Here is a 24844-nt window from a genome sequence, read left to right on the forward strand (position 1 = left end):
ATTTTACGAATGAGAATTATTATCGTTTATTGGGTTTGATGCAAGGTGGTTGGGGATGGGGGCGTTTGGTTGATACTGAAAAGTGCGATAACTTAGATTATGTAAAGTCGCGGAAGCTAGTTTGATAACCTATCAAACTTGTCAGGTTGAAGGAAACGTTTTGTAAACATACTTACAATCGCTTACGTTCTCTTCGCCGCTCTAGCAATGATTCCCGCAGCGCCCAGACACGGCGAACTATCCGACTTCCTAACGTTGACAGATGGCCTGTCAATTGCCCGTGTCGCCGAGGCGCTGGGCTGCTGCACTCGAACCGTCCGTAACTACGTGGCCGGCCGCTCGCCAATTCCGTGGCATCGCATCGAGCTACTGCGCCTGCTGAAACGCGAAACGGCCCCAGCAGCAGAGTCACCGGCCGAGACCCGGCCCGCCAATTCCGATGTTGGACTGACGCCCAACATTGAGCCCGATCCCACAGCGCCCGACGTACCGCCCGCCGAAATGCTTGCGTGGGTCGGTGTTCACGCTCCACATTTCCTTTCGAGCCAGCGCAGCTTTGCGCTCTATGTCCGCGGCTGGAACGTCGTGGATAAGATTCGCCGGGCGAAACGCGAAGGCACGTTCGCCGACGTTCTGACGCGCTGGCATGTGCTCGCGCTCGAAATCCCGAAATCATGGCGTTCCGGTCGCTTGCTCAAGGACAACGGGCCGCCCGCTTACATCAAGTCGTAGTGCGCGCACATAAAAAAACCCGCCGAGGCGGGTCTGAAAACTCTTCTGGTATGTTTACCGGTTCCTCAACCTGAAACACCGAAGCGAATGAATACTTCAAATAATCCGCCGGTCGTACCGGATTCGCAGCCTGTCTATCGAGAGCCTAACCGAGAGTACAACGAAAAGCGGCCCCCGCAACAGCCCAACCAACAGCCGCCCCGACGATAAACGCAACGGGACAGGCTGCGGCCGCAAGCCTTAGCCTGTTCAGCCACCGCGCGACTTTTCCGTTTTGCTGAGCTGCGCGATTGATTCTGTTTTGCAGATTCTTGAATTCTGCCTCCCGCAACTGGCTCAGCGAGTATTGTGGCTGATAAAGGCTCCTCGGCTCGTTGTAGACGGTTGAAAACGGTCTCAGCATCATGCATTTCCAAACCAGCAACAGACTCAAAACAAGAAACCAGACTGTGAATGCAATCGCACCAGCCGATAGCCATGTCACGCTGTGCTGTTCAATTGCTTTCGCAGCATAGGCGAGTCCGCCACCCACTGCAGCGAGAAACACCGTCAGCGTCGTCGTTGCATCTTTCGCAATCTGGTCAGCACTGGCGTAATGCTCTTTCAGGTTTTCGATCGCAGCTTTCTCGACCCATTCCTGCAGCTCGCGGTTATCTCCCGCAACTTCCGTGTGCGTGCTCGACTCCTGCAATTCGCTCATATTCCTCCCATTCTTATGCCTTAATAATAGCGCCCTTTGTTAGCCGCGGCGGAAATGTGTCCGGTGTCTGTCCGTCGTTGGATCGTCGCGCACTTCGAGCGAGAGCGTCGTCGTAAATCCGCCTTCGCCAAGCTCGTGCCGTACCGTTTTCACGAGCCACGGCGTTTCGTCGATATCCGGCTTGAATCCTGAAACTGTCACGGGCAGCTCGGGAAAGATTTCGGCACAGCCGCGCGCGAGCGTGTAATCGAAAGTTGCCTGGCTGCGCTGCGTCCGGTTGAATTCCGCCTGTGCGGCTGCGCGCGCCTGCGCTTCGTCCGGATAGTCCTCGGGCAGCACCTTGACGTTGTGATTGTTCTCGCCGCCCACGATGACGGACTTGCGCTTGCCCTTGCCGTTCGAATGGTAGTGCGCGCGCACGGCCGCGTAGCTCTCGCGCTGCGAAACGTGGTAGCGATGCTGGTCGCCGCTATTGCGCGTGAGCTCCAGCACGCTCAGGGCTTTTCCGCTCGCCGTCTTGCCGGTGCCGATCGGCATGAAAAGCAGATTGAGATCCTTGACGTTCATCACCGCGTCGTAACGCTTCGCGAGGCGCGTCAGAAATGACATATCGCTTTCGTGCGTCTGGTCGATATGCGCGATCGCAATTTGCGCGAGCGCGGCCGCGATTGCGGGCTTGAGCTCGTGCCGTCCCGCGATTGCCTTCACGATCGCGCCGAGCGTCTGCGCGTGCCAGCTCTGCTCGCGGCGCTCGTGCATGGCTTCGGTCATCGACGCCGAGCGCGCCCGGATCGTGATGATATCGGGCGCGCCGCTGTGCTCAACTTCGTCCACCGTGAACGTCCCTTTGTCGACGAGCGGTTCACCCACCCACCCGAGCGCGAGCTTGATCGCTGCGCCCCGCTTCGGTATCGCGAATTTGTTTTTCGAATCATCGATCACGATATCGAGCGTGTCGGCTTCGTCGCTGCGTGATTCCGACAGCGACAGGCTGATGAGGTCGGGCGCGATCAGGCGAGAGAGGTCGCGGCCGTCGAGCGTCACGCGGTAATCCGCCTGCGGTTGCACGCGCCCGGCTCGTTTTGCTGAATCGTTAGCATTCCGATCGTTATTCGAATCGGCCATCACTGCACCTTCCGTTCGTTCACGGCAAGCGCCATATCGTCATCGACGCGTTTCAACGAGAGGTTGAATTCAATCTTCCGCGCGATACCTTCCTTGGTGTGATAGTGGCCCGTTTCGTTGAGGCTTTCAATGATATAGGCGCCGTACACCACGCCCGTACCATCGACGAGCACATACGCGTCGCCTGCGTCGCCCATGTCGGCGAGCTGCTTGAGCGATGCGGCCGTGCCGATGCCGTTATCCTGCGCCACGACGCCATTCAGGGTGAACGTGTCTTCACCGGCGCCGGTGAACTGGCTCGCATCGCGCGTGCCGACGCGCGAGCTCGTGCGGTGTTTCCAGTTGCGTTGACGCTGGAGCTCCTGATACGGCACGGTCGTGAGGCTAAAAACGAATTGGTCGAGCGCCATTTGCATGGGTTCGGCTCCGGTTAGTGGTCTGACAGGCTCGACGTTGCGCGCGAGCGCTTCATGCGTTCGCGCCGGTCGAGCTCGGCGGAGACGGCGCGCGCGATCGCCTGCGGATCGTCACCGGCCTGCGGATAGATTTGGATGACGATCGGCGAAGGACCGGCGGCGGCCGCCGCGGTCGCCCCCGCGCCGCCGCTCGCGGCCGTGATCGGCGCGCGTCGGTCAATCGGCGTGGTCGGACGCACGAGCGGTACGCCCACGGCGTTTGCCATGCCGACGCCGTTCGCGAAGGCGGGCGCGCCGAATGCCGTCGTGGCGACGGTGGCCAGGCCCACGGCCGCTTTCGCGATGCGCCCCTGCTCGCCTTCCATGCCGATTGCTGCGCCCTGGCTGATGAATCCGCCGAGCTCGCCGAATACGCGGCTCGGGCTGTGAATGCCGAGCTTTTCCTTGAACCATGCGACCGTGGAGCTCGCGACGTTCACGATTGCATCCTTCACGGTGCCGAGGCCGTTCGTCAGGCCGTTCACGAGCCCTGAAATGATGTTCGATCCGAACGTCGCAAACTGCGCGGGCAATCCAGCAAAGAACGACAGCGCGCCGCCGATTGCGCCGCGCACGCCGTCCCACGCCCACACTGCGCCCGCGCGAATCTGGTCCCAGTAGCGGTAGATCAGATAAGCCGCGCCCGCGATCACGACGACGATCGCCGTAATGGCGAGGCCGATCGGGTTCATGAGCATGGCGCGCCCGGCCCACATTGCGCCCATGCCGAACATACGGAACGCCGAACCGGCGAGCCCGAGCGAACGCGCGAGCAAGCCGCCCTGCATGCCGAGCGTCTGCATGCTGAATTTGACGACGGCCATCGGCCCGAGCACGCCCGCGAGCGCTATCGTCAGCGTGCCGCATACGACGAGAATCGCAGCGAGCGCCGCGAGTGCGATCAGGATCACGCGCGCGGCCGTGCCGTGCTCTTTCATGAATCCGACAACCTTCGCCGTCGCGCTGGCCGTGACGCCGAGCGCCGCGTTGTAGGCGGGCAGAATCTTGTCGCCGATTTCGCCTTGCAGATTCTTGAGCTGGCGCAGCGTTTCGAGCTCGCCGCCCTGCGCGAGCTGCCGCCCTTTCGCCGCGCCTTCGTCGATCCCATCGGCGCCCGTGTTGAGTCGTTCCGACTTGTGAATCTGATCGCGCTGCATATACATGGTCGTGAACAGGTTCGCGGCCGTGCGATTCGTGAAAATCGTCGAGATCATGTCTTTGACCTTGTCCGGGTCAGTGATCCCTTTCGCCGCGAGCTTCGGAAGCAGCACCTTTTCGAGCCATTCGAGCGGCGAGGCCTTGAGCTGGTCGCCGCCCGCGAGCGCGCCCGGCTTCACCTGCTTGATCGTGCCGATCTTGGTGTATTCGACCATCTTCGGATCGAGCAGCCCGAGCGCCATCATCTGCTTGGCCGCGCGCACCGTCGTTTTGCCCTGGTAGACGTTGCTGTATGCGGACATGAGGCCCGTACCGACAGCATGGCCGCCCATTTCCTGAATCAGCGGCTCCATCTGGTAATAGAACGCATCTTTGCGCAGTTGCTTCGCCGCGACGCCGCCGGTTTGAATGAAGTTGCGCCACTCGTCACCGCCGACGCGACCGCCCGTCGCCGTGATGACCTTTTGCACCATGTTCGCTTCATCCTTGAACGTGCCTTCGTTTTTCGTGCCGCCGCGCAGCTCGATCACCTTGAGCATGTTCATGAATTTTTCTTCGTTCGCATGCGCGTCCTCTGCACCGAACATCGAATCGTTGGCGAACTTCATTTTCGCGAGCGTCGGCATCACCATCTGCGCGTGATGCTCGTCGGCGAAAATGCTCAGGGCGTCGCGCATCATCACCATGTTGTCGTTGGTGGATACGCCGTAGGTGTTCAACGAGCTCGCGTATTTGACGGCATTCGTCGACGCGTGATCGCCGAGGCCGAGCGCCTTGATTCGCATCGCTTCGCGCTGGTATTCCTTGGCCTGATCTAGCGATTCGTGCAGGTCGCCGAAAATGTGCGAGCCGGTCGATTTCGCAGCGTAACCGCCCACGGCCATACCGGCCGCCACGCCCTGCATTTTCTGCATGCTCTTGCGTGCTGCGCCGACGCGCTTCTCGCGCTCGCCGAGCGCTTCGAGCTTGCGCATCTGGTCGTTCATGGCGATCGTGGTCGCCGTCATGTTGCCGCGCAGGTCGCGTTCGTGCTGCGAGAGGTTGCGCGTGTCGATCCCGGCGCCGCTCAGGCGCGTGCGCAGCTCCTGCAATCCGTTGGTCTGCTGCTTCTGTTCCGCGCGCAGCAGTGAGGCGGCCTGCCGCGCCTTTGCGAGCTCGGCCGTCATCTGCTGCGACGGCGGCCCGAACGCGCGCAGCGAGTCCGAAAGCGCCTTTACGCGGGCCGTGGCATCGCCAAGTCGCGTATTGGTTGCTTCGAGCCCGCTGCGCATCTGGCGAAACTCGCCGATGGCCTTCTGCGTCTTGCCCATTTCGGCCAGCTCGCGCCGCGTTTCCTTGAGCGAACCGGCGAGCCCCTTGTTACCGGCGAGAATGGTTTTGAGGGGCTTCGTCATCTTGTCGACCATGTCAAAGACGACGCGAAGTTTCAAGGCGTTATCCATCGTTTCCGTTTCCGCTTCTCACGCGCGCACGCTCGCGCCAGTCCATCAATTCCGCAAGGCCGAACTCGTCCATCAGGGCGGGCGTCCAGCCGCCGAACACGGTCGCGATATCGGCCATCGCATCTTCTACCCGTTCAGGGATTCCATGCTCGCTTTCACTGCCTTCGGCCACAAAAAACCGGCGAACACACCTCCCAATTGCACGAGGTCGGCGGGGTCGAGCTGCGCGACGTCGTGCTCGGTCAGCGTCGGCGCGCTGATGCGCGGGAGCACCTTCGAAAGTGCGATCACGTCGAGATTCACGAGGTCTTGCAGCGACACGCCGCGCAGTTCGCCCGAGCGCGGTTTGCGCAGCGTGATTTCGCTGATGGTCTGCTTGCCGCGCACGATCGGCGTGTCGAGCTCGATCGTGTTCGGGTCTTTCTCGGGCGGCGTTGCGCCATTGTCCGCGCCCTTCTCTGCCTGATCGTTCTGCGAGGCGTTTTCCGGGGCGCTGCTGGCGTGGGTGTTCGTTTTCATGGTGTGCGATAGGGAGAAAGGTTTGAGAGGCGCGGCGACCCGATTCGAGCCGTAGCCGCCCGCGCTCGCTGCGTTACAGGCCGATCGCCGTGCGAAGCGCCTGCAACAGATCGGTGCCATTGATCTTCTCGATCATGTTCACGAAGTCGATTTCGATAATGTCCTCGCCGTTGATCGACAGCTTGTAATAGCTGGCCGCCGTCGTGACCTTGAACGCCGTGTCGTCTTTCGGCTTCGCGGTGCCGAGGTCGATTTCGGTATGGCGGCCGCGCACGATGATTTCGAGTGCGTCGAACGTGTCGGAATCTTCGGCCTGATAGCCGCCCGCGAAACGCAGCAGCACGCCGTCATGCTTGAGCGTGCCGTACTGCTGCAACACCGATTTCATGAGGCCGCCTGCGGTCCATTCCATCTGGATCGCTTCCTGACCAAAGTCGATCTTGATCGGGCCGCCCATGCCGCCGCCCTGATAGTCCTCGGTCTTGCGCGTGAGCTTCGGGAGCTGCACTTCGGGAATCTTGCCGACGAAGTTTTCGCCGTTGTGAAAGAGGTTGAACCCTTTCAGTTTGCTCGGCATTGCCATCGCTATTTCTCCTTTGTCGAGCCGTAATTAAGCCGTTACGCGCGACGCGAAGTCAGCGAGATAGCGGTCGGTGATGCGCTGGCGCAGCTTGAGATTTTCGAGCGGCGGCACGGGCGTGTAGTCGTAGTCGATGTACGCGCCGCCCGACTTCAATTCGTCGGTGGTGTTCGGCTCGGCGTCCCACCACGACGAGCCGCCGATCAGATAGCCCAGCGAGGTCCAGCTACGGAACTTCGCATTGATGCTCTCGATAATGTCGCGCGGCAGCGACGGATTGAGCGGGCCGTCGACGATCGGCGCCTGCGCTTCTGCGATCGAATCCGCGATCACCTGCGCCGTGCGCGTGTAGTTTTCGAAAGCGAAATTCGTGTCGTCGGTGCAGGTGCGCGAGCCCCAGAAGCGGTAGCCGTCACGATTCACGAGCGTCGTCACGTCCTGTTCGTTGAGGTAGCCCGCATCCGTTGCCGGGTCTTGCAGATCCCACGACACGTCAGCGGTGATACCGGTCGCGCCATTCACCACGACGTTGGACAGCGTCTTGTGCCAGCCCGTGTCATTGTCAATCTTCGCGCGCAGGCCCATAGCGAACGCCACGGCCGGATATTCGACGTCGGCGTTGGCCGTGTCATCCCATGCGGTGAAATTCGGCCAGATCACCATCACTTCGCGCTGGCCGAACTGCTTGCGGTAGGTGGTGGCTTCTTCCTTGGTCTTGCAGCCGTTCGCGAAGGCATAGACGAAACCGCGCACCGATTGCGCGATCGTGGCGAGCTGGTTCGTCACGGCCTGCGTGTCGAGGAACGGCGCGCCGAGAATGCGCGGCTTCACGCCGAACTTGGTTTGTGCGGTCATGAGCGCCATCGCGCCGGTGTATTTGCCTTCGGCCGTCACCGTGCCGATCACGTTCGACGTGGTTTCTGCATCGTCCGCGCCTTCCGCCACGCGCACCACGACGGTCACGGGCTTCGTTTGCAGGCTGATGGCTTTCAGTGCCTTGTACAGCGTGCCTTTCGTGCCTGCCTTGCCGAGTGCCGAATTCACGTTCGTGATGAGCACGGGCGTATTGAGCGGGAACGTTGCCGCGTCCGCATCTTCGGCCGTCGCGACGAGGCCGAGCACGGCCGTCGATACGGTGCGAATCGGTCGCGTGCCGTCGTTGATTTCCAGCACGCGCACGCCGTGGTGATAGTCCTGCGCCATGTTCGGTTTCTCCTGTTGATGTTGAAAAAGGCGTGGCCGTTACATGGCCGTGACGAAGTCGGGAACGGCCGGCAGCTCCACGCCCGGCCAGCTCGCCGAGTCGGGCAGATCGCGCAACGTCTTGCGATATGCGAGCAGCGCCGCGTACTGCTCGGCCGTGAGCGTGGTCGCGCCGCCCAGCGCGAGCTCGTCCTGATGGCGTGCAACGATCCAGTCGGTGGCGGTGATGGCCGCGTTGCGCGCCGCGCGCTTGAGCTCGGCGAGCGCGTTGCCCGTGAGCTCCGGCGGATCGAGCAGCACGGGATTGCCGCTCGCGTCGATGTTTGCGCGCTTGCCTTCCGACTGGCCGTCGAGCATGGCGCGATACTGGTCCGCCGTGAGCTTCACGAATTGCGAACCGGCGGGCGGCGCGCTGATTGCGTCGTCGTAATAGCCGGTGATGGCGCCGGTGGCGTCGTAGGTAGCGAATTTTTGACCCATGATTTCAGTATCCGATGCTGAGATAGCGGTAATTGGTTGCGGAAAATGTTCCGACGCCGCTCGTGCCGCTGGGCGCACCGCCATAAACCGTGATGGCGGTCTTGCTCATGCCCGACACAACACACGAGTGAATTCCGGTGCCGGTGTCAGAAGCCCACGCCCCGAACTGGCCGTTCGGGTAGGCGAGCGGCAACGTGACGACGTCGGCCGTCCCGGTTCCGCTGTAATAGCCCCACTGGATAATCAGGCCGCCGAGCCACGTCGGAAACGCGAAATAACCGTTCGTGCCGCCGGTGAATGCAAACCCGGCGCGCAGCTTCTTCGGCGTGACGATCGTCGCGTCATCGGTGCCTGCGGTTGTCTGCGCCTGCGTGGCAACTTTCGCGGTGCCTTGCGTGGCTTCGGTAGCCTGTTCGGCCTTGAACCATGCGGAATTGATGAGCGCCGTGCTGCTGTCGCCTGCCGCCGGTGCCTTCCCGCTCACAATGCCGCTTGCTGCGGCCGTGAGAAGCCGCGCGAGTGCGGCCAGATTGGATGCGAGACTCATTTTCTGATTTCACCGATGATTAGTAGCCCAAGGCAAACCACATGAAATTGCCCGTGTAGGCGGCGTTGTTGTAACGAAAGTCGATGCGCGCCACAGTCAGAGAGCTCCAGTTTGTGCCGTCATCCCATTGCGCCGTGTAGGCACCGGTAGCGGCCGAATTGCTACGCGCCGTCACCAGTCCCGTAAGCCATTTCGTCGGGAATGCGACGGGATAGGTGATATCGACGTAACCGGCGGAAGGCGCCGTTGCGGTGCCCCACTGGAAAATCAGGCCGCCCAGCCACGTCGGAAATGCGACATAGCCGTTCAAGCCGAGTGAAAGCGCAAACCCCGCGCGCAGCTTCTTCGGCGTGACGATCGTCGCGTCGTCGGTGCCTGCGGTGGTCTGCGCCAGCGTGGCAATCTTGGCCGTCCCTGCGTTCGTCTCGGCGGCCGCTTCGCTCTTGAACCATGCCGAATTGATAACGTTCTGGCTGTTGTCGCCTGCGGCCGGGTTCGATACGGTCGAACCAGCGTAGAGCGCGAGCGGACCGCCCATCGCATCGCCCGACTTCTTCACGGCGTCGGCGACGCTGAACGTGGCGAACACGTAGGCGGTGAACTGCTCGTCTGCCGTCGCGGCCGTGGTGAGCTTGATCGTCAGGCCGTCCGTCGCGAGGAAGTCTGGCGACGCCGCGGTGCCGGGCTGCTGCAACGCGCCGTTGCGTTCGAGCAGCACGGCGCCCGGCGTATAGCCGCCCACAATGTTGATCGTGTTGCCGACGATGCCCGTGAGCGGTACGGCACGAAAACCCGCCTGCCCGCCCGCGCTCGCGAGTTTCATCGCGGCCGCGTCGCTACAGACGATCACGGGCGCGCCTGCGGCGATGACGACGCCCGAGCCGCCGTCTACCTTCGCCGTGACGTTGTAATTGCCGGTCGTGCTGTTTTCGATGATCCACTGGCCCGATTGCGCCGGGAAAACGAGGTCTTTCGAGGCCTTGAGCTCGCCGGTCAACGTGAGCATGGCGACGCCATACTGCGCGGCCGTGAGCGTGATCGTCGCGGCGTCGCCGCTCATGTCGATCACCTGCCGCCCGTCCGTTGCCGCGAACACGGCCGCCATGTTCGCGGCGCGCGTCGAGGCATCGCCAACGGGCGGCGTGACAAGGCGCGCCATGCCGCCGGAAATCGACTGGATCACCCACGCCCCGCCGCCTGCCTTGTTCAGCGTCGTGTCGAGCCGGGCGCGCACGTTCGCACCGCCGGGCAGATCACCTTTGCCGAGCTCGGCATGGTCGGCGCCATAGAGCGGCAGCTTGGGAATCGTGCTACCTGCCGCGCTGTTCGGTGTGAACGTGCATGCGTTGTCGTTCGTGAACGCGACGCGGAAACACGCTTCCATGCCGTCAAGCAATTCAGTCACGGCGGGCACGAGGTTCGCAACGATGTTGTTTTTCGTGCCGGTGTCCGCGATCCACGTCGTGCGGCCGAACTGCAACACACGGCGCAGCCAGCTCGTGCGGTTCGCAAGTTGGCGCGTCGGGATGTTGTCGACGCCATCCGGGCCGCCTTCTACCGGATCGGACGTTTCGAACTGGCGAATGCCGTCCTCCCATTGGGCGGTTTCGGTCAGGTTGGTCGTCATACGTTAATGCTCCCTCTGGTGTACTGGCCGTCATAGCGGCCCTGACGGTTGCGGCGTAGCGGTGCCTGGCTGTAGTCGAGGCGGTAGAGTTCCGAGCGCTTGGGTGCATAGCGCTCCAGCACCGCGCGAAGGTTGTCGGCCTGATCGAGCGTGATCGCCTGATGCAGACGGACGATGTATTGCGCCCATTCGCCGTTTTCGTTGCCGTGAACCCACTCGCCGGAATAGCGCGCGGTGCCATCACGGCGGCGCACATTGCGGCCTTCGACGAGGTCGATTTCTCCGAACCCGAGGCGGCGAATCACTTCGCGCACGGCCCACGGCGTACCGCGTTTCTGGTGGAGCTGGATGGCGCCCTTGATGAGCGCGCGCCGGGCTTCGTCGGACTCGGCGAGCTCCCAGCCATCGACCGACACTTCGGCGGCGAGATACGGCAGCAGCTCGGCCGGGCAGTCGTCGGGGTTCCAGTATTCGCGCGTCATCGTCGGAATCGAATCCACGACCGCGAGCGCGGCCGCGGTGCGCTTTTCGAGCGGCGTCGCGTTCGGTGGCAAAAGATCAGGCATAGAGCCCGCCGTTTTCGATGACGATTTCGTAGCAATACGAGGCCTGCGTCGCGTCGATCGCGATATCGCCAGCGGGCTCGATCAGCTCGGTTTTCGTCAGGCCTGCGGCCTGGCATACGCCCTTGATGCCGGATTCGGCGACGCCCACGCCGAGGCGGCGCACCTTGTCGGCGTAGGCCTGTGCGTTGAGCTGCGCCTGTGCGATCAACACGTCGGCGCCCACGGCCGAACGCGTGTAGCCCTTCGCGTGGATGCGATAGCGAATGATTTCGCCTGAGCGCACGTCTACGGTGTCGTTCATCGGCCGTTGATTTTCGGCGCTCAGCGCGTCGCGCACGGCGGCGCACAGATCGTCGTCAACGGTTCCGTCACCTTCGCGCGAGAGCAGCGTCACGAGTATGTCACCCGGACGCGGGCGCGTGGCCGTTGCGTCGAGCAGCCGGCCGTCAACCGCGAGTGCCTTCGACTCGTAGGCGGCCGCCGGTCCAGCCACGCTGAAACCTTGCGGCGCGAGCTGCACGCGCAGGCGCAGATCGTCGTTGCTCTCGTAGACTGCCGCAATGTTGTTTACGGTGTCGGCGGGCGTGACGAGCAGGCGCACGAGGCCAAAGAGCGCGGCGCGCTGGTCGAGGGCGTTTCCGTTCGCGAAAGCGAGCATCACGGCGCGCACGGCATCGTTGACGCGCTGGCGCCAGACGAGCTCGCGATAGCTGTTTTCCTGCAACAGACGCGCGAGCGGTTCGGATTCGAGCTCGACGGTCGTGGCGATTTCGGCCTGCTCGTCGGCGGGCCAAAGCGCGATCAGTGCGGCCTTGCGCTCCGCGTAGATGGTTTCGAAGTCGAGCACTTCGAGCGCGTCGGGAATCGGCAGGCTCGACAGGTCGATGAGAGATGCGGTCGTCATGCGGCGCTCGTCTGATTGAGGTTCACGCTGGTGCGCACTGCGTCGCCCGATTCGGTCGTATATCCTTCGAGGTCGATCACCTGCACGCCGTCGTCGTCGTCGGTCGTGTCGTCGGTGTTGAGCTGCACGCGCGTGAGCACAATGCGCGGCTCCCATTTCATGATCGCGGTGGCGACGGCCGCATAGAGGCGCGTGCGCGTCGCGCCATTGAACGGCGCGTCGACGAGGTCGGGAATTTCAGAGCCGAACGTGCGGCGCTTGACGCACGACGCAAGCGGCGTCGTCAGAATCTTCGCGACGGATTGATAGAGGTGGTCGAGGTCGACAATCGAGCGGCCCGTCGATGCGTTCATGCCTTTCATTGCGGTTCGCTCACGAGTTCGCCGTCGCCCTGCTCGCGGTGCTTGTGATGCGGCAGGCTGATGCCCTTCGATTTCACTTCGCCGTCGAAATCCGCGTCGCCCTTGATCTTCATGACGGAGCCGCCGCCGTCGCCTGCCGAACCCGTCATTCCCGACTGAAACTCGAAGGCGCCCTTGACGAGCATCGCCCCCGTAACGGTGGTCTTTTTCGCGTCGAGCGTGATGTCGTCTGCCTGCACGCTCGCGGTCTTCGTCTGCACGTTGACGGCGCCCGGCGCCACGATCAGGACCGTGGCCGCTTCGGGCAGGGTTGCGGTGAGCGTATGCGCGGCATGGTCGTATTCGAGCGTTGCGCCGTCCGAATAGACGCGCATGTGCTTGTCCGCGCTGTTGCTCGGTGCCGGGAACGTTTCGGAATTGAGGCCCGCGAGCGCAACGGCCTGGGCGGGGTCGCCCATCGGGCAAAAGAGAATGACCTGTTCGCCCTTCGTCAGCGGATTCCACTCGCGGGTATTGCCCGCGCGCAGCGTGATGAAGGGAATCCAGTTGGTTTGAAGGCCGGGGCTTTCCGTGTCGTCGGGGTCGCCAACAGAAACGCGGCACGTCGGCGGCGTGCTGGTGAGGTCAACGTCGAACACCTGTCCCTTGCGGATCAGGTTGACGATGAGGCGGCGGAATTCGTTGGCGTCCATACCGCTCATGTTGCCGAGAGCGCTCGCGCGAGGCGAGCGGCGGTCAATGTGAGCTGGCTGGGTACAAAAACAGGTGGGTGATGACTACAGGCGAGGGGCAGCTAACGTTCCGAGCTGGTCCACAAGATCTTCGACGATCAACCGCCGCTGTCATATCGATTCAGCGATAAATTTTGCGGGCGGCGAAGCGCGTTGATTACTGCTTTTCGCCTTCGGAAGATGAGAGACGGTCGCTGCGCGGTGCACATGGGGCGGCCGACAACGCGTCTTCAACAGAAATCATCGCAGCCAGCTTGCTGGCAAGCGATGCCTTCTCGGTCAGAATTCCCTCGCACACCAACTTTGTCTCGAAAAAACCGGTGGACTCAGCTGCGTCGATCACGGAAGAGAGAAGCTCAATTTGGTGCAGTACGCTAGCGCGAAGATATATCAATTCGCCACTTACACGGAGTCCAGTGAGATCTTCACGATTATCTTCCGCTGGATTTTCATTCTCGCTCGACCGACGAGGTTCAGTGGCGCCGTCTATTCGCGATAGACACTGAGATAGCAGCGATTGGTGCACCAACGCTGTCGATAGAAATGCTTCGACAGGCTCTGACTGAATGCCCGGATTTGTCTGGCACGCAGAAAATCTTCTTAGCAGCCTCACCGGAAGCTGCCCTGCGAAATGTGTGGTTCGAAGAAGATCGATCAGATTTTCACGACTCGCCTTCATGACACCTCCGCAACGGCAATTTAAAGACGCGCATTTTCACGAAATTGAAATGGGCGATGCGCACTTCGACAACCCCTTTTGCGGGCCGGCAGAATGGCAGAAAGCAACGGTTGCGGCTCATGATGCTGACGTCACCTCGCAGCGCGGCCAGCCGTCGCCGCATTGGCCGATAGATTTAGCCGAAGCGCGAGCCGAGCCATTCCTGAGCCCACGTCTTCGCGAATGCAATGGCGTCCTCGCGCAAGTCAAACCCAGCGAGATCGCCACTCAGATGAATGTCGTCCTCGCTTCCGTCTGCACGGCTCGTGCTGATGCGCGCATGGGCGATGAACTCGCCGTCGGCTTTTCGCGGCGTCGGGTCGATAAGGAATCGAGTGGAATTGAAATGCATATACTTTCCTTGCTCAGGTGCTACCCTACTTCGACCACGACCGGCGGCTCGGTGGCTGAAGAATTCAGGTTTTCAAAAGAGCCATGATCTGGGCAGCTTCACTGTCTGAGTCGAAACTCGGCATTCCAGCCTTGCGTAGCATTGCACGCACCGACATGAACATCAGATAGGCTTTCGTGTCTACTTCGTGGTGGCCGTCGCGAATGACCTGATCCAACTCTGCCTGGGCGTCCAGTGGAAGAAACCCATCGACAATGCTGGGCGCGTCGCGTCGAATCTGCTCCAATAACTCTGTCCTGTCCATTTCCCCTCCGAGTTGCTAGCGTCCTCACTCAAGGTGCGATGCAATTCTTTGCGAGAAAAACGGTGCTCTCACAAAGTGAGATCGAGGATGTCGGTGTTCGCAGGGCATGAATCGATCAATTGCTCTGCATATGCAGCCGAGGCGCGTCGCGCGTCGCCAGCGTTCTCGAACGGTCTTTTGACAACGAGCCTGAATACGCGGCTACCCGGTGTCCCTCCCAAACTTTCAGGTTTGTTGATACGCACGGCGGCATCAAAGCCTTCGTCGTAGTTATGCGTTACACCGGGCGCGGTGGCGCGATGCGGAAAGACCAGAGGGTAGACCTCAAGGCCACGATAGAGGCGAAAACCGGTTGTCATGGGGAAACCTTTGAAACCGCATCACCACGCGGCATGGCAGGAAAAGGTGCAAGCGACTCGTTTGAGTTCCCGCACAATCGGCCGCGGTGTTCGGCCTTTGATGAGAGTGAGCGGCGCGATTCCGATGGGAAGGATGGCTGGAAATGCCAGGAAAGGCGCGCGGGGCAATCAACGACTTCATCCTACGCGTATTCCGAGATTTGTACAGATAAAGTTTTCAAATCTTTCCACGCTCCGCGCTCGATAATCACCGACGCTGACTATGGGACACCGCGCCCGCACTGCGTTCGAATCTAGGTTTAAGCAATGTTGGGATGCTGCTTCGCCCTGCCCCCTATTTCTCAGCGCCGTTCCTGAGGTGGTGTAACAGTTGATCGCGTATCAGCTCGCGATCAGCATCAGTGAACCCGAGCAGGCGGCGCGCTGGATATTGCGCGTTCGGGCCGCCGGGCGCCACGGGCGCCAGCTCGCCGAGCTGGTGAACGCGGGCGATGCGCGCGACGCGGCCAGCGAAGCCGAGCGCGAGGCCATCGGCCGTGGCTTCAACCGTCATGTATCGCGCGGTGCGCAGCTTCGCGAACATGGCCGCGCGTTTCACGCGGCCCGCCTTGCCGCGCAGGTTCTTGCCTTTGCGCGTCTTGCGCGCGGTGTACTTCGAGCCGTCCGGGTTCTGCTGCGCGCTGATGCGCGCCTGCTGGCTGCGGCGCAGGTCGCGCGCCACGTCGAGCATGATCTTTCGCCGCTCGGGCGCCGCGAGCCGCGAAAGCAGCGCACTCGCCCACTGTTCCAGCGCTTGCAGATCATCGCTCACGCTGTGGGCTCCACGCTATCGCTTCCACTGCTCGCGATTTCTTCCGGCGTTCGCGCGGGCGCGTCTGCATGCCACTGCCACGCGACAAAGTCAGGCTTCTTCGAGTCATCAACGTGCGTGATGGTGCGCGTGCCGTCGTCGGCGGTTTTCACGACTACGCTCTCGGTCAGCATCAGCTTGAGTGACACGTCGGCCGTCTGGTTGTCGAGTATGTCGATTTCGTAGGTGATGCCGCGTTCGCGCTCGTCGGGGTTTGCCACGAGGTCGTTTTGATGCTCGCGCACCCATTCGAGGATCGCGACGAAAAGCAGATCGGAGTCGCCCGCGAATTCGAGCAGCAGCACGTTGAGCGTGTAGCGATATTCGAACGACAGCGAGCGGCCGGCAGTGGCGGCGAGCAGTCCCGAGTCGATGAATACGGTGAGCTTTTCCGGGTTCGTCGCCACATCGGGAATCGCGGCCGTGATCGCGGCGCGCAGGCTCGCGGGCTTAATCATGGCCGCCCTTCTCCGTCTGCGCCGTCTCCGCGTCGATCTTCGCCTGCACTTTCGCCTGACAGTCGACGATCATGTCCACCTTGGCGGCGCACAGCGCCCAGGCGCCCTTGACGGTCAGCAGCGCGTGCGCGAGCTCGCCGTTAGTCGTCGGTGCCGTCGCCGGAAGCGTGCAGCGGCTCAGACGCTGGCATTCCTGCACTGAAAGCGTCGGCGCCGGTGGCGGCGGCGCTACCTGACACGCGGATAACGTCAGCAGGCAAAGGGGTATCAGCCCACGAGCGGACAATCGGATTTTCATTAATCACCTTGCGGATATCCTGACGCGCCTTGGCGAGCTTCGTGCCTACGCGGCCGGTTGAGTCGTCGAGCTGCTGCTGTTGCGCGCCCTTCTCTTTCGAATCGTCGCGCAAACCCTTGATCGTCTTGTCGCGGCCCGCAATCTGCTGGCGAGCGTCGTCGAGCAGGTGATTGCTGTCGGCCAGCTCCGCGCGCAGCGCGCGCATGTAGAGCACGCCGCCGACGAGCATCGCCCCTGCGATGGCGCACGCGATGAGTTTCGCCACGAGCGCATTCATGCGGCCGCCTGTTCGGTGGCGGCATATTTTTCATACGCGCGGGAGAGCTTCACGTCGTACAGATTGCGCGCGAAATCCGGCCCGTTGTAGCCCTTCGCGAACGCCGCCCACTTCCGCGCCTTGAGCGCTGCAACGAGCGCGCTGTCGGCCGCCACGAAGCGCACGAACGCGTCGAGCTGGTCGGCTTCACTATTCTCCATAGCGCTCACGAATTCGTCGATGCTCGCATAGCCCAGCCGTTGCCAGCTTTCGCCCATCACCTGAAACGCGCCCCAACTCGCCGACTCATAGGCGGTCGCCGGGTCGATCAGCTCGGCCGACGCGAGGCGCGTATATTCCGCCTGGCCGCCCTGATAGCCGCCGGGCGTCTGCGAAACGATGGTCGGGTATTTGGCCGCGATCGGCGCCGGGTCGATGCCGCGCGCCTTGAGCCGTCGCCAGAAAACGTGGCGCTCGAAAAGGATTTTCGGGCGCCCGTCGACGAGGTAGCCCGAGCCGGTCGTTTCGACTTCGTTCACGGCGCGCACGCACGCGAGCGGCACGCCGAGCGTGTCGGCGGCCCGCACGAGGTCGGCGTCGGCGAGGTGCTTCGGATCGCGCTGGCCGGTCGCCAGTGCGGCATAGGTTTTCGGGCCTGCGATGCCGTCCACGACGAGGCCGGTTTTCTTCTGCAAGGCTGTCACGGCCGCTTCGGTCGCGGCGTCGTAGACGTGCGACACGCCGAGCGCGTAGCCCGCGCGGATCAGGCGCGATTGCAGCAGGCCAACATCGGCGCCGTGGTCGCCGAGCACATGGGTTTTCATCGGGATTCACTCCGCAGCAGTCGCGCCACGTTGCCGCGCGACTTGAACACAAACAGGGCGAGCAGCATCGACTTGCCCGCGTCGAACATGCCGACGTGCTTCGCGTGCAATGCGAGCTCGATCGACGAGCCGCCGAGCACGACGACAAGCAGCCACGCGAGCCACGAAACGTGATGCCGGTGGCGCGCGCCGTTGCGGCGATAGAGCAGCAGGCAGGCGACGGCCACGAGCTGCGCCGCGAGTGCGATCAGCGCGAACGTAATGTGCATGTCAGTCCCCCTTGCCCCGATTGAGGAACGCGAGCAGATCGACGGCTTTTACGCGCTCGATCAGTTGCAGCGTGACGGTGATGACGAGCGCGGCCGCGAAGAACGCCGCCACGCCCGTGGAATGCACAGGCGTCGCGTTGACGATTTCCGGCGCGGCGATGTAGCCCATCACGAGCGAAATCAGCAGGTACGCGAGCCGCCGGAAAATTCCGAGGTCTTTGGACGTGACGACGACGAGCGCGGCGCCCGTGAACGCGCCAATCAGGGCGTTGCCGTCGATGCCGGGCGCGAGCCCGGCGACGCCGATCGCGGCGATTGCTGCGGCGGCGGTGGTGTTCGGTTCTGCCATGCGTGCGGCTCCGGTGTCAGTCAAACAGTTGCAGTAGCGTCGAGCTGCTTTGCACCTTGTCGAAATCGGGCAGATCGACGACGGTGCCGGAAGGCAGCACGGCGCCGAGGTCGGCGAGGCCTTCGTTCGCTTCAAGCACCGATTCGACGGTGCCGTCTGTGCGGCCGTAGTAACGCCAGCAGATCGCATCGACGGTGTCGCCCTGGCGCGCGATGATCTTCATCAGATCAGCTCGACCGTGGTGCGGCGAATGCCGCGAATGTCGGCGAGCGCGATGCGCACATTGCGGCGCGCTTCGCAGATCGTGGCTTCGAGTTCTTCGGCCTTCTGGCCGCCCGATTTCGTCGTGTCGAGGCCGCGATACTGCTCGGTCAGATCGGCGCGCACGAGGTTGAACACAGCACGGCGGTAGCGGATAACGTGCGTGCTCTCGCCGCCGAGCTGCGGCGCGGGAACGGCCGCGAGCTCTGCGTATCCGGCCGCGAGCTGTTTCACCTGCCACGAGCGCAATTCCGCGTTGCAGCTCGCCATCGCATCGAGCGCGGCCGGGCGCAGGCGCGCATCCGTCACGTTTCCGTCGATCTTCATCTGCTCGCGCAGCGCGCCGAGCTCGACGTCGGGAAACCAGCCGTCGTTTTTCAGCGTGTCGGCGGCAGGCGCGGGCGCCGCGGCGCCGGTGTCTGCGGTAGCGAGAAAGCTGCTCATGTCAGGGCATGCGACCAGGGAAATAGGTGGCGGTGGACCGGCGTTCGAATCCCGTTGCCGTCAGGTGTTGGGAGTGAACGCCGGTGCCGCCATTGCCGGGGGGCTCTTTACGTGCGGGCGGCCCGGCGGCCGTCCGCATCGACCACCTGCGTTTGCAGGCGGTTGATGTTCTGTTTAACTCCGGCGCGTGCATCGAGCTTCAATGCCGTTTCGAGGCATTGCAGTGCGGCACGCGCGCGGCCGTAGTCGGTCAGATCGTCGAGGCTTTCGTCGGCGATAGCCTTCATGAATGCGAGGCCAAGCGCCTTGTTCAACTTCGCGCGAATCTGGTCGTGCATGTCGGTGCCTTCGGTCAGCTCGCGCACTTCGTTGAGCTGGTCGGCGTCAAACGTGCCGCCGTCACGCAGCGCAGTGAGCGCAGCGTCGGCGAACTGCTCGGCGAGCACGGCGGCCGTGCTGCGCTCGTAGCGCGCGGGCAGAGACAGCCCGTGTTGCAGCGCGTAGCGAGCGATTTCGAGCGCGCCGCCGTAGTCGGCGGTGTCGATGCGCCAGATCATCACCGTGGTGAGCACTTCGTCTTGCGCGCCCCGCCCGCCCTTGAGCGAGCCGGCCACATAGTCGGCGTACTCAGGCAGCACTTCGCGCTTCACGTCGATCTTGCGGGCGACAGACTGAATCGCGTGCAGGCGGCGAATGTCGGTGAGGAGCTTCGCAAGCATGAGCTCGTAGTGGCTCGCGCCTGCCAGCGACTCGCCGGGTGCAGCCGATGCGGCCGCGCGTTCGGCGCGAATGCGTGCCTGGTGTCGGCGTGCGGGGCTCGTCATGCTCAGGCCGCCATTGCAATGTTTTCGACGACAGCGCCGCAGCCGTAGTCCTCCACCACATACGCTTCGTTGCTCGACTCGTAGTTCTCGATCTGGTCGCGCTTCGGGTTGTCGACGATCGAGCGACGGCGGCCGCCGTTCTGGTAGTAAATCGACAGGTTGTCGAGGCGCGTGATCAGCATCTTGTCGGCGGGCATGAACGGCGCGCTCACAGCCTGCTTGCCGCCGATGCGCTTGCCGCTGATGACCAGATCGAGCGCGGCCTGTTCGGTCGCGACGTTCGCGCTGCTCACGAGCGGGAAATACTTGTCGTGCAGCAGCGAACTGCCGAGCACGACGACGACGGACGGATCGTCGCGATACCACTCGTCGAGCAGTTGCAGCGCGTCGAGCACGAGCGCGTCGAGATTCTTGAAGTCGCCGCCGGTGCCGACCGTGACTTTCTTCGAGCCTTCGGCCACTTCATTCAGCACGCGATCGGGCGCGTTATCGCGGAACTTCTGGAGCCAGCCCTTGTTCACGTCCTGCAAGAGCGGGTTGTTTGCGCGGTCCGACGTCGCGACGCGGCTCGTGCCGTTGAATCCGATGCAGATCCGATCGAGCGCGGTGCGCGTGAGAATCGCGTCGCGAATGATGGTCTGGAATTCCGGCTTGTGCGCCCACGCATCAAGACGCGCATACGACAGCGCCGTGTCGAAATTCGTCTGCGTGCAGAAGTAGCCGCTGTCGTCGAGGTTCGCCGGATCGACCGGCGTGCGGTCTTTCGTGCTCGTGTCGGTCGTGCTCGCGATCGGTGCGCCGATGCCGAGGCCGATCTTGGAGCCCGCCTGCGCGTCCACGCCGATCATGTTGATACGTTTCAGAAACTCGCTCGACGCCTGAATGCGGCCTTCGAGCGTCTGCTGTACGGACGGATCGACCGTGAATTTAACGGCGGCATTCGGCACGCCGTTGAGCTTCGCGATGTCGCCGAGATAGGCGTCGAACTTCGCGCGGGTATCGTTGCGCATGAGGGTGATTCTCCGATTCGTTGAGGGGTGAGCCTGCCGGTAACGGCCGCGATCAGCAGTCCGTTTTGTGGCCTTCGCTCGTGCCGGTGGCGGTCGGTCGCGTCGTGCCGCCCGGTTCCGTCGAGAGCTTCGTCGTCAGCTTTTCGAGCGCCTGAGCGGTCGCGGCGTGCGCCTTGCGCTCGGTGTCGAGCTCGCTTTCGAGCTTCGTGAGACGTTCGGCATAGGTGTCGGCGCGCGTGGCCTCCTCGCGCGAAAACGTCGCGAGCATTTCGACGGCCTGCGTGATATCGCCGAAGCGCTTTTCGTCGGCGGCGCCCTTCTCTTTCGTGATGCCGAGCAGTTCGCCCACACGCTTGAACAGGGCCACGCCCGCGCCGATCGGCGTCTGCGTCGTGGCTTCGAATTCGAGCATGGTTTCTTCGCTGGCCGTGAACAGATTGCCGGGCGCCTGCTTGCGGCTCGTGAGCGGGTTGTTATCGCCCTGCTTTGCCGCAAACGACAGCATTTCGGTGCCGAGGCTCGCAGGGCTATCGGTCACGGCGAGGCCGATCAGATAGGCCTGTTTCGTGTCCGCGAAGGACGGATTGATTTCGATCGACGAATAGACCTTCTGGCGCGCTTTCACGAGGTCGATCAGCGCCTGCGTCGGCGCAACCTGCGCATACAGCGCGAGCTTGCCCTTGAGCGGGCCGTCTGCGATTTCCTCGGCCGTGAGTGCGATCACGTCGCCATACGAGCCGAACGGGCTCGCGCTGGCTTCGCCGCCCGTCATCGGTGCGACGCCGCGAATGTGTTCGCAGTTGACGCGCGCGCCGTAGAACTCGGGGTTGTACTGCGCGGCCATCTGCTGAATCCATGCGCGCTCAATGTTGCGGCCGTCCGTCGTCGAGCCTTCGACAGCCACGCGAAACGTTTTCGACGTGATGGCGTGATTGCCGCCCGTCGCTGCAATCTGGCCGACGCCGAGCACGCTCACCGCTGCGGAGCCAACTGCACCGATCACATCGGCGTGCTGCATGCCTGCCGTCGTGGCTGCATGTGCGTCGATCGCAAACAGCGAAGCGATGGAGCCTACTGCGGCCGCGAGGAAAGTCAGCTTGCGCTTGAACATCATAAGCACTCCGGTGGAAAGTTTTAACTCGTCGATTCGGCGTAAATCGTGTAACCGAATGTTGCCGGTGATGGCGTGTGGCGGCAATCAATTGAAAACGTGATGCGACCGGGTACAAACCGAACTTCTGCGCGCGCGCGCGTTGGCCGGTTACGCTTCGGCCATGCTTGAAATCACGGATAACACGACCACGAATGCCGACCCAAGAAAGGCAGCGCGCGCCCTGTACTGGCAGGGGTGGCGCGTGTCATCTATTGCGCGTCATCTTGAGTTGAATCGTTCGACGGTCGAGACGTGGAAGCAGCGAGAGAATTGGGATAAGGCATCGCCCATTGATACGGTCGAAATGACCATCGAAATGCGTGTGAATGCGCTCGTGGCGAAAGAGAAAAAGGAGCCCGGCGATTACAAGGAAATCGACCTGCTCATGCGGCAGCTCGAACGCTCCGCGCGCGTGCGAAAGTATTCCGAGACGGGCAAGGAATCGGACCTTAACCCGAACATCGAGGCGCGCAATGCGGCGCCGAAGAAAAAGCAGACACGCAACACGTTCAACGACGAGCAGATCGGCAAAATCAATGAGGCCTTTCGTGATTCGCTGTTCGACTATCAGAAGGTCTGGTTTCGAAACGGCGAGCAGCGAACGCGCAACATTCTCAAGTCGCGGCAGATCGGCGCGACGTGGTATTTCGCGCGCGAAGCGCTCGTCGACGCGCTCAACACAGGCCGTAACCAGATCTTCCTGTCGGCCAGTAAGGCGCAGGCGCACGTATTCAAGCAGTACATCATGCAGTTTGCGCGCGAGGCCGCAGACGTTGATCTAAGCGGCGATCCGATCGTATTGCCGAACGAGGCCATCCTCTACTTTCTCGGCACGAACGCGCGCACGGCGCAGAGCTATCACGGCAATTTCTATTTCGACGAGTATTTCTGGGTGCCGAAATTCACGGCGCTCAACAAGGTTGCTTCTGGCATGGCGATGCACAAGCAATGGCGCAAAACGTATTTTTCGACGCCATCGAGCATCGGTCACGAGGCCTACAAATTCTGGAGCGGCGAGCAGATCAATCGCGGCCGCGCGAAGGCCGATCACGTTCACTTCGACGTGACGCACGAAGCGCTCGCGCGCGGGCGTCTGTGCGAGGACCGTCAGTGGCGCCAGATTGTCACGGTCGAGGACGCTGCGGCCGCTGGCTGCACGCTGTTCGACCTGGCCGAGCTCCAGCTCGAATACAGCCCCGAGGAATACGCGAACCTGCTCATGTGCCAGTTCATCGACGACACGGCGTCGATTTTCGCGCTGGCGAATTTGCAGCGCTGCATGGTGGATTCGTGGGAAGTCTGGACGGACTTCGAGCCGCTGCTGACGCGCCCGTTTGGCTATCGGCCGGTGTGGGTCGGATATGACCCGGCGCTATCCGGCGACTCGGCGGCGCTCGTCGTTGTGGCGCCGCCGGTTGTGTCGGGCGGCCCCATGCGCGTGCTGGAAAAGCATCAGTTTCGCGGCATGGACTTTGAAGCGCAGGCCGCAAAGATCAAGGAAATCACGCAGCGCTACGTCGTCGCATACATTGCGATCGACACGACGGGCATCGGCCAGGGCGTCTATCAGCTCGTGAAGCAGTTTTATCCTGCGGCCGTCGCGTTCAACTACTCGCCCGAGGTCAAGGGAAAGCTTGTGCTCAAGGGGCTGTCCGTCGTCGGCAATGCGCGCCTGCAATTCGACGCGGGATGGACCGATATGGCCGCCGCGTTCATGGCGATCAAAAAGACCATGACGCCGAGCGGCCGGCAGGTGACCTATGAGGCGGGCCGCAGCGAGGAAACCGGCCACGCGGACCTCGCATGGGCGGTGCTGCACGCGATTTCTAACGAGCCGCTGGAAGGCATGGCGGCCCGCAATTCTGGATTTATGGAGATTTCCGCATGAAAGCGAGTCACAGGCGCGCAGCGCTTCACGAAGCGAACACGGCGTCGCCCGCCGAGCCGAAACCCACGGCGGGCGCGAGCGCGTTCACCTTCGGCGATCCCACGCCGGTGATGAATCGAGCCGAGCTGCTCGACTACGCCGAGCTCGTCACCTACAACGGCTGGTATGAGCCGCCGATTAGCTGGTCGGCGCTCGCGAAGTCGTTCCGCGCTGGTACGCATCACGCGTCTGCGCTTTACTTCAAACGCAACGTGCTGGCGTCCACCTTCATCCCGCACAGGCTCATGTCCCGCGACACGTTCCGGCGCTGGGCGCTCGATTTCCTGATGTTTGGCAATGGCTACGTGGAGCGCCAGCGCAACCGGCTCGGCGATACGCTGCGATTCGAGGCGGCGCCGGGCAAATACATGCGGCGCCGCACTGACATGGTGAGCTACGCGCAGACGAACGGCTGGCAGGTGGTTCACGAATTCGAGCCGGGCGCCGTGCATCACCTCATCGAGCCTGACGTTAATCAGGAGGTGTATGGCCTGCCTGAATATCTCGGCGCCCTGCACGCCGCCTGGCTTAACGAGAGCTCTACGCTGTTTCGCCGCCGTTACTACGAGAACGGGAGCCATGCGGGCTTCATCCTGTATCTGACGGACCCGGCGCAGGAACAGGAAGATATCGACGACCTGCGCGAAGCGCTCAAGAGCGCTAAGGGGCCGGGCAATTTCCGCAACCTGTTCTACTACGCGCCGAACGGCAAGAAAGACGGCCTGCAACTCATTCCGGTCAGCGAAGTCGCGGCGAAAGACGAGTTTTTCAACATCAAGAACATCACACGCGACGACCTGCTCGCGGCGCATCGAGTGCCGCCGCAACTGCTCGGCATCGTGCCGAGCAATACGGGCGGCTTCGGCGCGGCCGACACGGCGGCGAAGGTGTTCGGGCGTAACGAAATCGAGCCGCTGCAGACGCAGTTTCTCGCGTTCAACGACTGGGTCGGCGACGAAATTGTGCGATTTGCGCCGTATCGCCTCGATAAATTCGACGTGCCCTGAGGGGCAGAATTGTCAAAGGGCTCTGGCGCCAGCTTTCATCTTCACTGGCG

General features: G+C 62.5%; 34 protein-coding genes. 3 read left to right on the plus strand and 31 right to left on the minus strand.

Annotated elements, in window-relative coordinates:
* Positions 1 to 255 precede the first annotated feature (255 nt).
* Complete coding sequence (locus SB764_RS00430; protein ID WP_410862223.1) at positions 256 to 732, plus strand: IS21 family transposase; 477 nt, start codon at positions 256 to 258, stop codon at positions 730 to 732.
* A 145-nt stretch (positions 733 to 877) separates the two neighbouring features.
* Here SB764_RS00430 and SB764_RS00435 read toward each other — a convergent pair whose 3' ends face one another.
* From SB764_RS00435 to SB764_RS00585, 31 genes are all read right to left on the minus strand, one after another.
* On the minus strand, positions 878 to 1432 hold the full coding sequence (locus SB764_RS00435) for a hypothetical protein (RefSeq protein WP_410862225.1): 555 nt from the start codon (positions 1430 to 1432) through the stop codon (positions 878 to 880).
* Positions 1433 to 1471: 39 nt separating this feature from the next.
* Complete coding sequence (locus tag SB764_RS00440) at positions 1472 to 2557, minus strand: phage late control D family protein (protein ID WP_410862227.1); 1086 nt, start codon at positions 2555 to 2557, stop codon at positions 1472 to 1474.
* Positions 2557 to 2973 (minus strand): phage tail protein, encoded by a 417-nt coding sequence (locus SB764_RS00445; protein WP_133187983.1) that lies wholly within the window; start codon positions 2971 to 2973, stop codon positions 2557 to 2559. The genes SB764_RS00440 and SB764_RS00445 overlap by 1 nt, the downstream gene beginning before the upstream one ends.
* Before the next feature lie 14 nt (positions 2974 to 2987).
* Positions 2988 to 5612: a phage tail tape measure protein gene (locus SB764_RS00450; protein ID WP_410862229.1), complete on the minus strand. Its 2625-nt coding sequence runs from the start codon at positions 5610 to 5612 to the stop codon at positions 2988 to 2990.
* Positions 5605 to 5730: a GpE family phage tail protein gene (locus SB764_RS00455; protein ID WP_410862230.1), complete on the minus strand. Its 126-nt coding sequence runs from the start codon at positions 5728 to 5730 to the stop codon at positions 5605 to 5607. Before SB764_RS00455 ends, SB764_RS00450 begins: the two co-directional genes overlap by 8 nt.
* Before the next feature lie 8 nt (positions 5731 to 5738).
* On the minus strand, positions 5739 to 6131 hold the full coding sequence (locus SB764_RS00460) for a phage tail assembly protein (RefSeq protein ID WP_410862232.1): 393 nt from the start codon (positions 6129 to 6131) through the stop codon (positions 5739 to 5741).
* A 73-nt stretch (positions 6132 to 6204) separates the two neighbouring features.
* Positions 6205 to 6714, minus strand: a complete 510-nt coding sequence (locus tag SB764_RS00465) for a phage major tail tube protein (protein WP_410862234.1) — start codon at positions 6712 to 6714, stop codon at positions 6205 to 6207.
* 27 nt (positions 6715 to 6741) lie between these two features.
* Positions 6742 to 7914 carry a phage tail sheath protein gene (locus SB764_RS00470; protein ID WP_124261681.1) on the minus strand — a complete coding sequence of 391 codons (1173 nt, stop codon included), beginning with the start codon at positions 7912 to 7914 and terminating at the stop codon, positions 6742 to 6744.
* A gap of 39 nt (positions 7915 to 7953) precedes the next feature.
* The gene (locus SB764_RS00475) at positions 7954 to 8394 is read right to left on the minus strand and encodes a phage tail assembly chaperone (protein ID WP_410862236.1); all 441 of its coding nucleotides are present in this window, start codon (positions 8392 to 8394) and stop codon (positions 7954 to 7956) included.
* Positions 8395 to 8398: 4 nt separating this feature from the next.
* The gene (locus tag SB764_RS00480) at positions 8399 to 8941 is read right to left on the minus strand and encodes a hypothetical protein (protein ID WP_410862238.1); all 543 of its coding nucleotides are present in this window, start codon (positions 8939 to 8941) and stop codon (positions 8399 to 8401) included.
* A 19-nt stretch (positions 8942 to 8960) separates the two neighbouring features.
* Positions 8961 to 10568, minus strand: a complete 1608-nt coding sequence (locus tag SB764_RS00485; protein WP_410862240.1) for a gp53-like domain-containing protein — start codon at positions 10566 to 10568, stop codon at positions 8961 to 8963.
* Positions 10565 to 11134, minus strand: a complete 570-nt coding sequence (locus SB764_RS00490) for a phage tail protein I (RefSeq protein ID WP_410862242.1) — start codon at positions 11132 to 11134, stop codon at positions 10565 to 10567. Before SB764_RS00490 ends, SB764_RS00485 begins: the two co-directional genes overlap by 4 nt.
* On the minus strand, positions 11127 to 12038 hold the full coding sequence (locus SB764_RS00495) for a baseplate J/gp47 family protein (protein ID WP_410862244.1): 912 nt from the start codon (positions 12036 to 12038) through the stop codon (positions 11127 to 11129). Before SB764_RS00495 ends, SB764_RS00490 begins: the two co-directional genes overlap by 8 nt.
* Complete coding sequence (locus SB764_RS00500; RefSeq protein ID WP_410862246.1) at positions 12035 to 12400, minus strand: GPW/gp25 family protein; 366 nt, start codon at positions 12398 to 12400, stop codon at positions 12035 to 12037. Before SB764_RS00500 ends, SB764_RS00495 begins: the two co-directional genes overlap by 4 nt.
* Positions 12397 to 13092 carry a phage baseplate assembly protein V gene (locus SB764_RS00505; RefSeq protein WP_410862248.1) on the minus strand — a complete coding sequence of 232 codons (696 nt, stop codon included), beginning with the start codon at positions 13090 to 13092 and terminating at the stop codon, positions 12397 to 12399. The genes SB764_RS00500 and SB764_RS00505 overlap by 4 nt, the downstream gene beginning before the upstream one ends.
* 196 nt (positions 13093 to 13288) lie before the next feature.
* The gene (locus SB764_RS00510) at positions 13289 to 13810 is read right to left on the minus strand and encodes a hypothetical protein (RefSeq protein WP_410862250.1); all 522 of its coding nucleotides are present in this window, start codon (positions 13808 to 13810) and stop codon (positions 13289 to 13291) included.
* A gap of 175 nt (positions 13811 to 13985) precedes the next feature.
* Positions 13986 to 14201 (minus strand): hypothetical protein, encoded by a 216-nt coding sequence (locus tag SB764_RS00515; RefSeq protein ID WP_410862252.1) that lies wholly within the window; start codon positions 14199 to 14201, stop codon positions 13986 to 13988.
* Positions 14202 to 14265: 64 nt separating this feature from the next.
* Complete coding sequence (locus tag SB764_RS00520) at positions 14266 to 14505, minus strand: hypothetical protein (RefSeq protein ID WP_410862254.1); 240 nt, start codon at positions 14503 to 14505, stop codon at positions 14266 to 14268.
* Between the two features lie 68 nt (positions 14506 to 14573).
* Entirely contained in the window at positions 14574 to 14864 is a 291-nt protein-coding gene (locus SB764_RS00525; RefSeq protein WP_410862256.1) for a hypothetical protein, read from the minus strand.
* Positions 14865 to 15198: 334 nt separating this feature from the next.
* Positions 15199 to 15675, minus strand: a complete 477-nt coding sequence (locus SB764_RS00530) for a phage virion morphogenesis protein (RefSeq protein WP_410862258.1) — start codon at positions 15673 to 15675, stop codon at positions 15199 to 15201.
* Entirely contained in the window at positions 15672 to 16172 is a 501-nt protein-coding gene (locus tag SB764_RS00535; protein WP_410862260.1) for a phage tail protein, read from the minus strand. The genes SB764_RS00530 and SB764_RS00535 overlap by 4 nt, the downstream gene beginning before the upstream one ends.
* Positions 16165 to 16428, minus strand: coding sequence for an Rz1-like lysis system protein LysC (gene lysC, locus SB764_RS00540; RefSeq protein ID WP_341354589.1), 264 nt, complete (start codon positions 16426 to 16428; stop codon positions 16165 to 16167). The genes SB764_RS00535 and lysC overlap by 8 nt, the downstream gene beginning before the upstream one ends.
* Positions 16313 to 16747, minus strand: coding sequence for a protein lysB (locus SB764_RS00545; protein ID WP_410862262.1), 435 nt, complete (start codon positions 16745 to 16747; stop codon positions 16313 to 16315). The genes lysC and SB764_RS00545 overlap by 116 nt, the downstream gene beginning before the upstream one ends.
* Complete coding sequence (locus tag SB764_RS00550; protein ID WP_410862264.1) at positions 16744 to 17550, minus strand: N-acetylmuramidase domain-containing protein; 807 nt, start codon at positions 17548 to 17550, stop codon at positions 16744 to 16746. Before SB764_RS00550 ends, SB764_RS00545 begins: the two co-directional genes overlap by 4 nt.
* Positions 17547 to 17819, minus strand: a complete 273-nt coding sequence (locus tag SB764_RS00555; protein WP_410862266.1) for a phage holin family protein — start codon at positions 17817 to 17819, stop codon at positions 17547 to 17549. The genes SB764_RS00550 and SB764_RS00555 overlap by 4 nt, the downstream gene beginning before the upstream one ends.
* A gap of 1 nt (position 17820) precedes the next feature.
* Positions 17821 to 18168, minus strand: a complete 348-nt coding sequence (locus tag SB764_RS00560; RefSeq protein ID WP_410862268.1) for a putative holin — start codon at positions 18166 to 18168, stop codon at positions 17821 to 17823.
* A gap of 16 nt (positions 18169 to 18184) precedes the next feature.
* Positions 18185 to 18391, minus strand: coding sequence for a tail protein X (locus SB764_RS00565; protein WP_310631474.1), 207 nt, complete (start codon positions 18389 to 18391; stop codon positions 18185 to 18187).
* Complete coding sequence (locus tag SB764_RS00570) at positions 18391 to 18873, minus strand: head completion/stabilization protein (protein WP_410862270.1); 483 nt, start codon at positions 18871 to 18873, stop codon at positions 18391 to 18393. Before SB764_RS00570 ends, SB764_RS00565 begins: the two co-directional genes overlap by 1 nt.
* 107 nt (positions 18874 to 18980) lie before the next feature.
* Positions 18981 to 19703 carry a phage terminase small subunit gene (gene gpM, locus SB764_RS00575; protein WP_410862588.1) on the minus strand — a complete coding sequence of 241 codons (723 nt, stop codon included), beginning with the start codon at positions 19701 to 19703 and terminating at the stop codon, positions 18981 to 18983.
* Positions 19700 to 20707 (minus strand): phage major capsid protein, P2 family, encoded by a 1008-nt coding sequence (locus tag SB764_RS00580; protein WP_410862272.1) that lies wholly within the window; start codon positions 20705 to 20707, stop codon positions 19700 to 19702. The genes gpM and SB764_RS00580 overlap by 4 nt, the downstream gene beginning before the upstream one ends.
* A gap of 52 nt (positions 20708 to 20759) precedes the next feature.
* Positions 20760 to 21821 (minus strand): GPO family capsid scaffolding protein, encoded by a 1062-nt coding sequence (locus SB764_RS00585; protein WP_410862274.1) that lies wholly within the window; start codon positions 21819 to 21821, stop codon positions 20760 to 20762.
* Positions 21822 to 21981: 160 nt separating this feature from the next.
* Between SB764_RS00585 and SB764_RS00590 the strand changes: the two genes are divergently transcribed.
* Together SB764_RS00590 and SB764_RS00595 are read left to right on the plus strand one after the other, a co-directional pair.
* On the plus strand, positions 21982 to 23748 hold the full coding sequence (locus SB764_RS00590) for a terminase ATPase subunit family protein (protein WP_410862276.1): 1767 nt from the start codon (positions 21982 to 21984) through the stop codon (positions 23746 to 23748).
* On the plus strand, positions 23745 to 24794 hold the full coding sequence (locus SB764_RS00595; protein WP_410862278.1) for a phage portal protein: 1050 nt from the start codon (positions 23745 to 23747) through the stop codon (positions 24792 to 24794). The genes SB764_RS00590 and SB764_RS00595 overlap by 4 nt, the downstream gene beginning before the upstream one ends.
* Positions 24795 to 24844: the final 50 nt, after the last annotated feature.

The organism is Paraburkholderia sp. SIMBA_027 (assembly GCF_046535315.1).
GTDB lineage: Bacteria > Pseudomonadota > Gammaproteobacteria > Burkholderiales > Burkholderiaceae > Paraburkholderia > Paraburkholderia tropica.

Coding starts and splice junctions, on each gene's coding strand:
- SB764_RS00435 (WP_410862225.1), bottom strand. CDS start 1,432: ATGAGCGAATTGCAGGAGTCGAGCACGCACACGGAAGTTGCGGGAGAT.
- SB764_RS00440 (WP_410862227.1), bottom strand. CDS start 2,557: ATGGCCGATTCGAATAACGATCGGAATGCTAACGATTCAGCAAAACGA.
- SB764_RS00445 (WP_133187983.1), bottom strand. CDS start 2,973: ATGCAAATGGCGCTCGACCAATTCGTTTTTAGCCTCACGACCGTGCCG.
- SB764_RS00450 (WP_410862229.1), bottom strand. CDS start 5,612: ATGGATAACGCCTTGAAACTTCGCGTCGTCTTTGACATGGTCGACAAG.
- SB764_RS00455 (WP_410862230.1), bottom strand. CDS start 5,730: ATGGCCGATATCGCGACCGTGTTCGGCGGCTGGACGCCCGCCCTGATG.
- SB764_RS00460 (WP_410862232.1), bottom strand. CDS start 6,131: ATGAAAACGAACACCCACGCCAGCAGCGCCCCGGAAAACGCCTCGCAG.
- SB764_RS00465 (WP_410862234.1), bottom strand. CDS start 6,714: ATGGCAATGCCGAGCAAACTGAAAGGGTTCAACCTCTTTCACAACGGC.
- SB764_RS00470 (WP_124261681.1), bottom strand. CDS start 7,914: ATGGCGCAGGACTATCACCACGGCGTGCGCGTGCTGGAAATCAACGAC.
- SB764_RS00475 (WP_410862236.1), bottom strand. CDS start 8,394: ATGGGTCAAAAATTCGCTACCTACGACGCCACCGGCGCCATCACCGGC.
- SB764_RS00480 (WP_410862238.1), bottom strand. CDS start 8,941: ATGAGTCTCGCATCCAATCTGGCCGCACTCGCGCGGCTTCTCACGGCC.
- SB764_RS00485 (WP_410862240.1), bottom strand. CDS start 10,568: ATGACGACCAACCTGACCGAAACCGCCCAATGGGAGGACGGCATTCGC.
- SB764_RS00490 (WP_410862242.1), bottom strand. CDS start 11,134: ATGCCTGATCTTTTGCCACCGAACGCGACGCCGCTCGAAAAGCGCACC.
- SB764_RS00495 (WP_410862244.1), bottom strand. CDS start 12,038: ATGACGACCGCATCTCTCATCGACCTGTCGAGCCTGCCGATTCCCGAC.
- SB764_RS00500 (WP_410862246.1), bottom strand. CDS start 12,400: ATGAAAGGCATGAACGCATCGACGGGCCGCTCGATTGTCGACCTCGAC.
- SB764_RS00505 (WP_410862248.1), bottom strand. CDS start 13,092: ATGGACGCCAACGAATTCCGCCGCCTCATCGTCAACCTGATCCGCAAG.
- SB764_RS00510 (WP_410862250.1), bottom strand. CDS start 13,810: ATGAAGGCGAGTCGTGAAAATCTGATCGATCTTCTTCGAACCACACAT.
- SB764_RS00515 (WP_410862252.1), bottom strand. CDS start 14,201: ATGCATTTCAATTCCACTCGATTCCTTATCGACCCGACGCCGCGAAAA.
- SB764_RS00520 (WP_410862254.1), bottom strand. CDS start 14,505: ATGGACAGGACAGAGTTATTGGAGCAGATTCGACGCGACGCGCCCAGC.
- SB764_RS00525 (WP_410862256.1), bottom strand. CDS start 14,864: ATGACAACCGGTTTTCGCCTCTATCGTGGCCTTGAGGTCTACCCTCTG.
- SB764_RS00535 (WP_410862260.1), bottom strand. CDS start 16,172: ATGATTAAGCCCGCGAGCCTGCGCGCCGCGATCACGGCCGCGATTCCC.
- SB764_RS00545 (WP_410862262.1), bottom strand. CDS start 16,747: ATGAATGCGCTCGTGGCGAAACTCATCGCGTGCGCCATCGCAGGGGCG.
- SB764_RS00550 (WP_410862264.1), bottom strand. CDS start 17,550: ATGAAAACCCATGTGCTCGGCGACCACGGCGCCGATGTTGGCCTGCTG.
- SB764_RS00555 (WP_410862266.1), bottom strand. CDS start 17,819: ATGCACATTACGTTCGCGCTGATCGCACTCGCGGCGCAGCTCGTGGCC.
- SB764_RS00560 (WP_410862268.1), bottom strand. CDS start 18,168: ATGGCAGAACCGAACACCACCGCCGCCGCAGCAATCGCCGCGATCGGC.
- SB764_RS00565 (WP_310631474.1), bottom strand. CDS start 18,391: ATGAAGATCATCGCGCGCCAGGGCGACACCGTCGATGCGATCTGCTGG.
- SB764_RS00570 (WP_410862270.1), bottom strand. CDS start 18,873: ATGAGCAGCTTTCTCGCTACCGCAGACACCGGCGCCGCGGCGCCCGCG.
- SB764_RS00580 (WP_410862272.1), bottom strand. CDS start 20,707: ATGCGCAACGATACCCGCGCGAAGTTCGACGCCTATCTCGGCGACATC.
- SB764_RS00585 (WP_410862274.1), bottom strand. CDS start 21,821: ATGATGTTCAAGCGCAAGCTGACTTTCCTCGCGGCCGCAGTAGGCTCC.
- SB764_RS00590 (WP_410862276.1), top strand. CDS start 21,982: ATGCTTGAAATCACGGATAACACGACCACGAATGCCGACCCAAGAAAG.
- SB764_RS00595 (WP_410862278.1), top strand. CDS start 23,745: ATGAAAGCGAGTCACAGGCGCGCAGCGCTTCACGAAGCGAACACGGCG.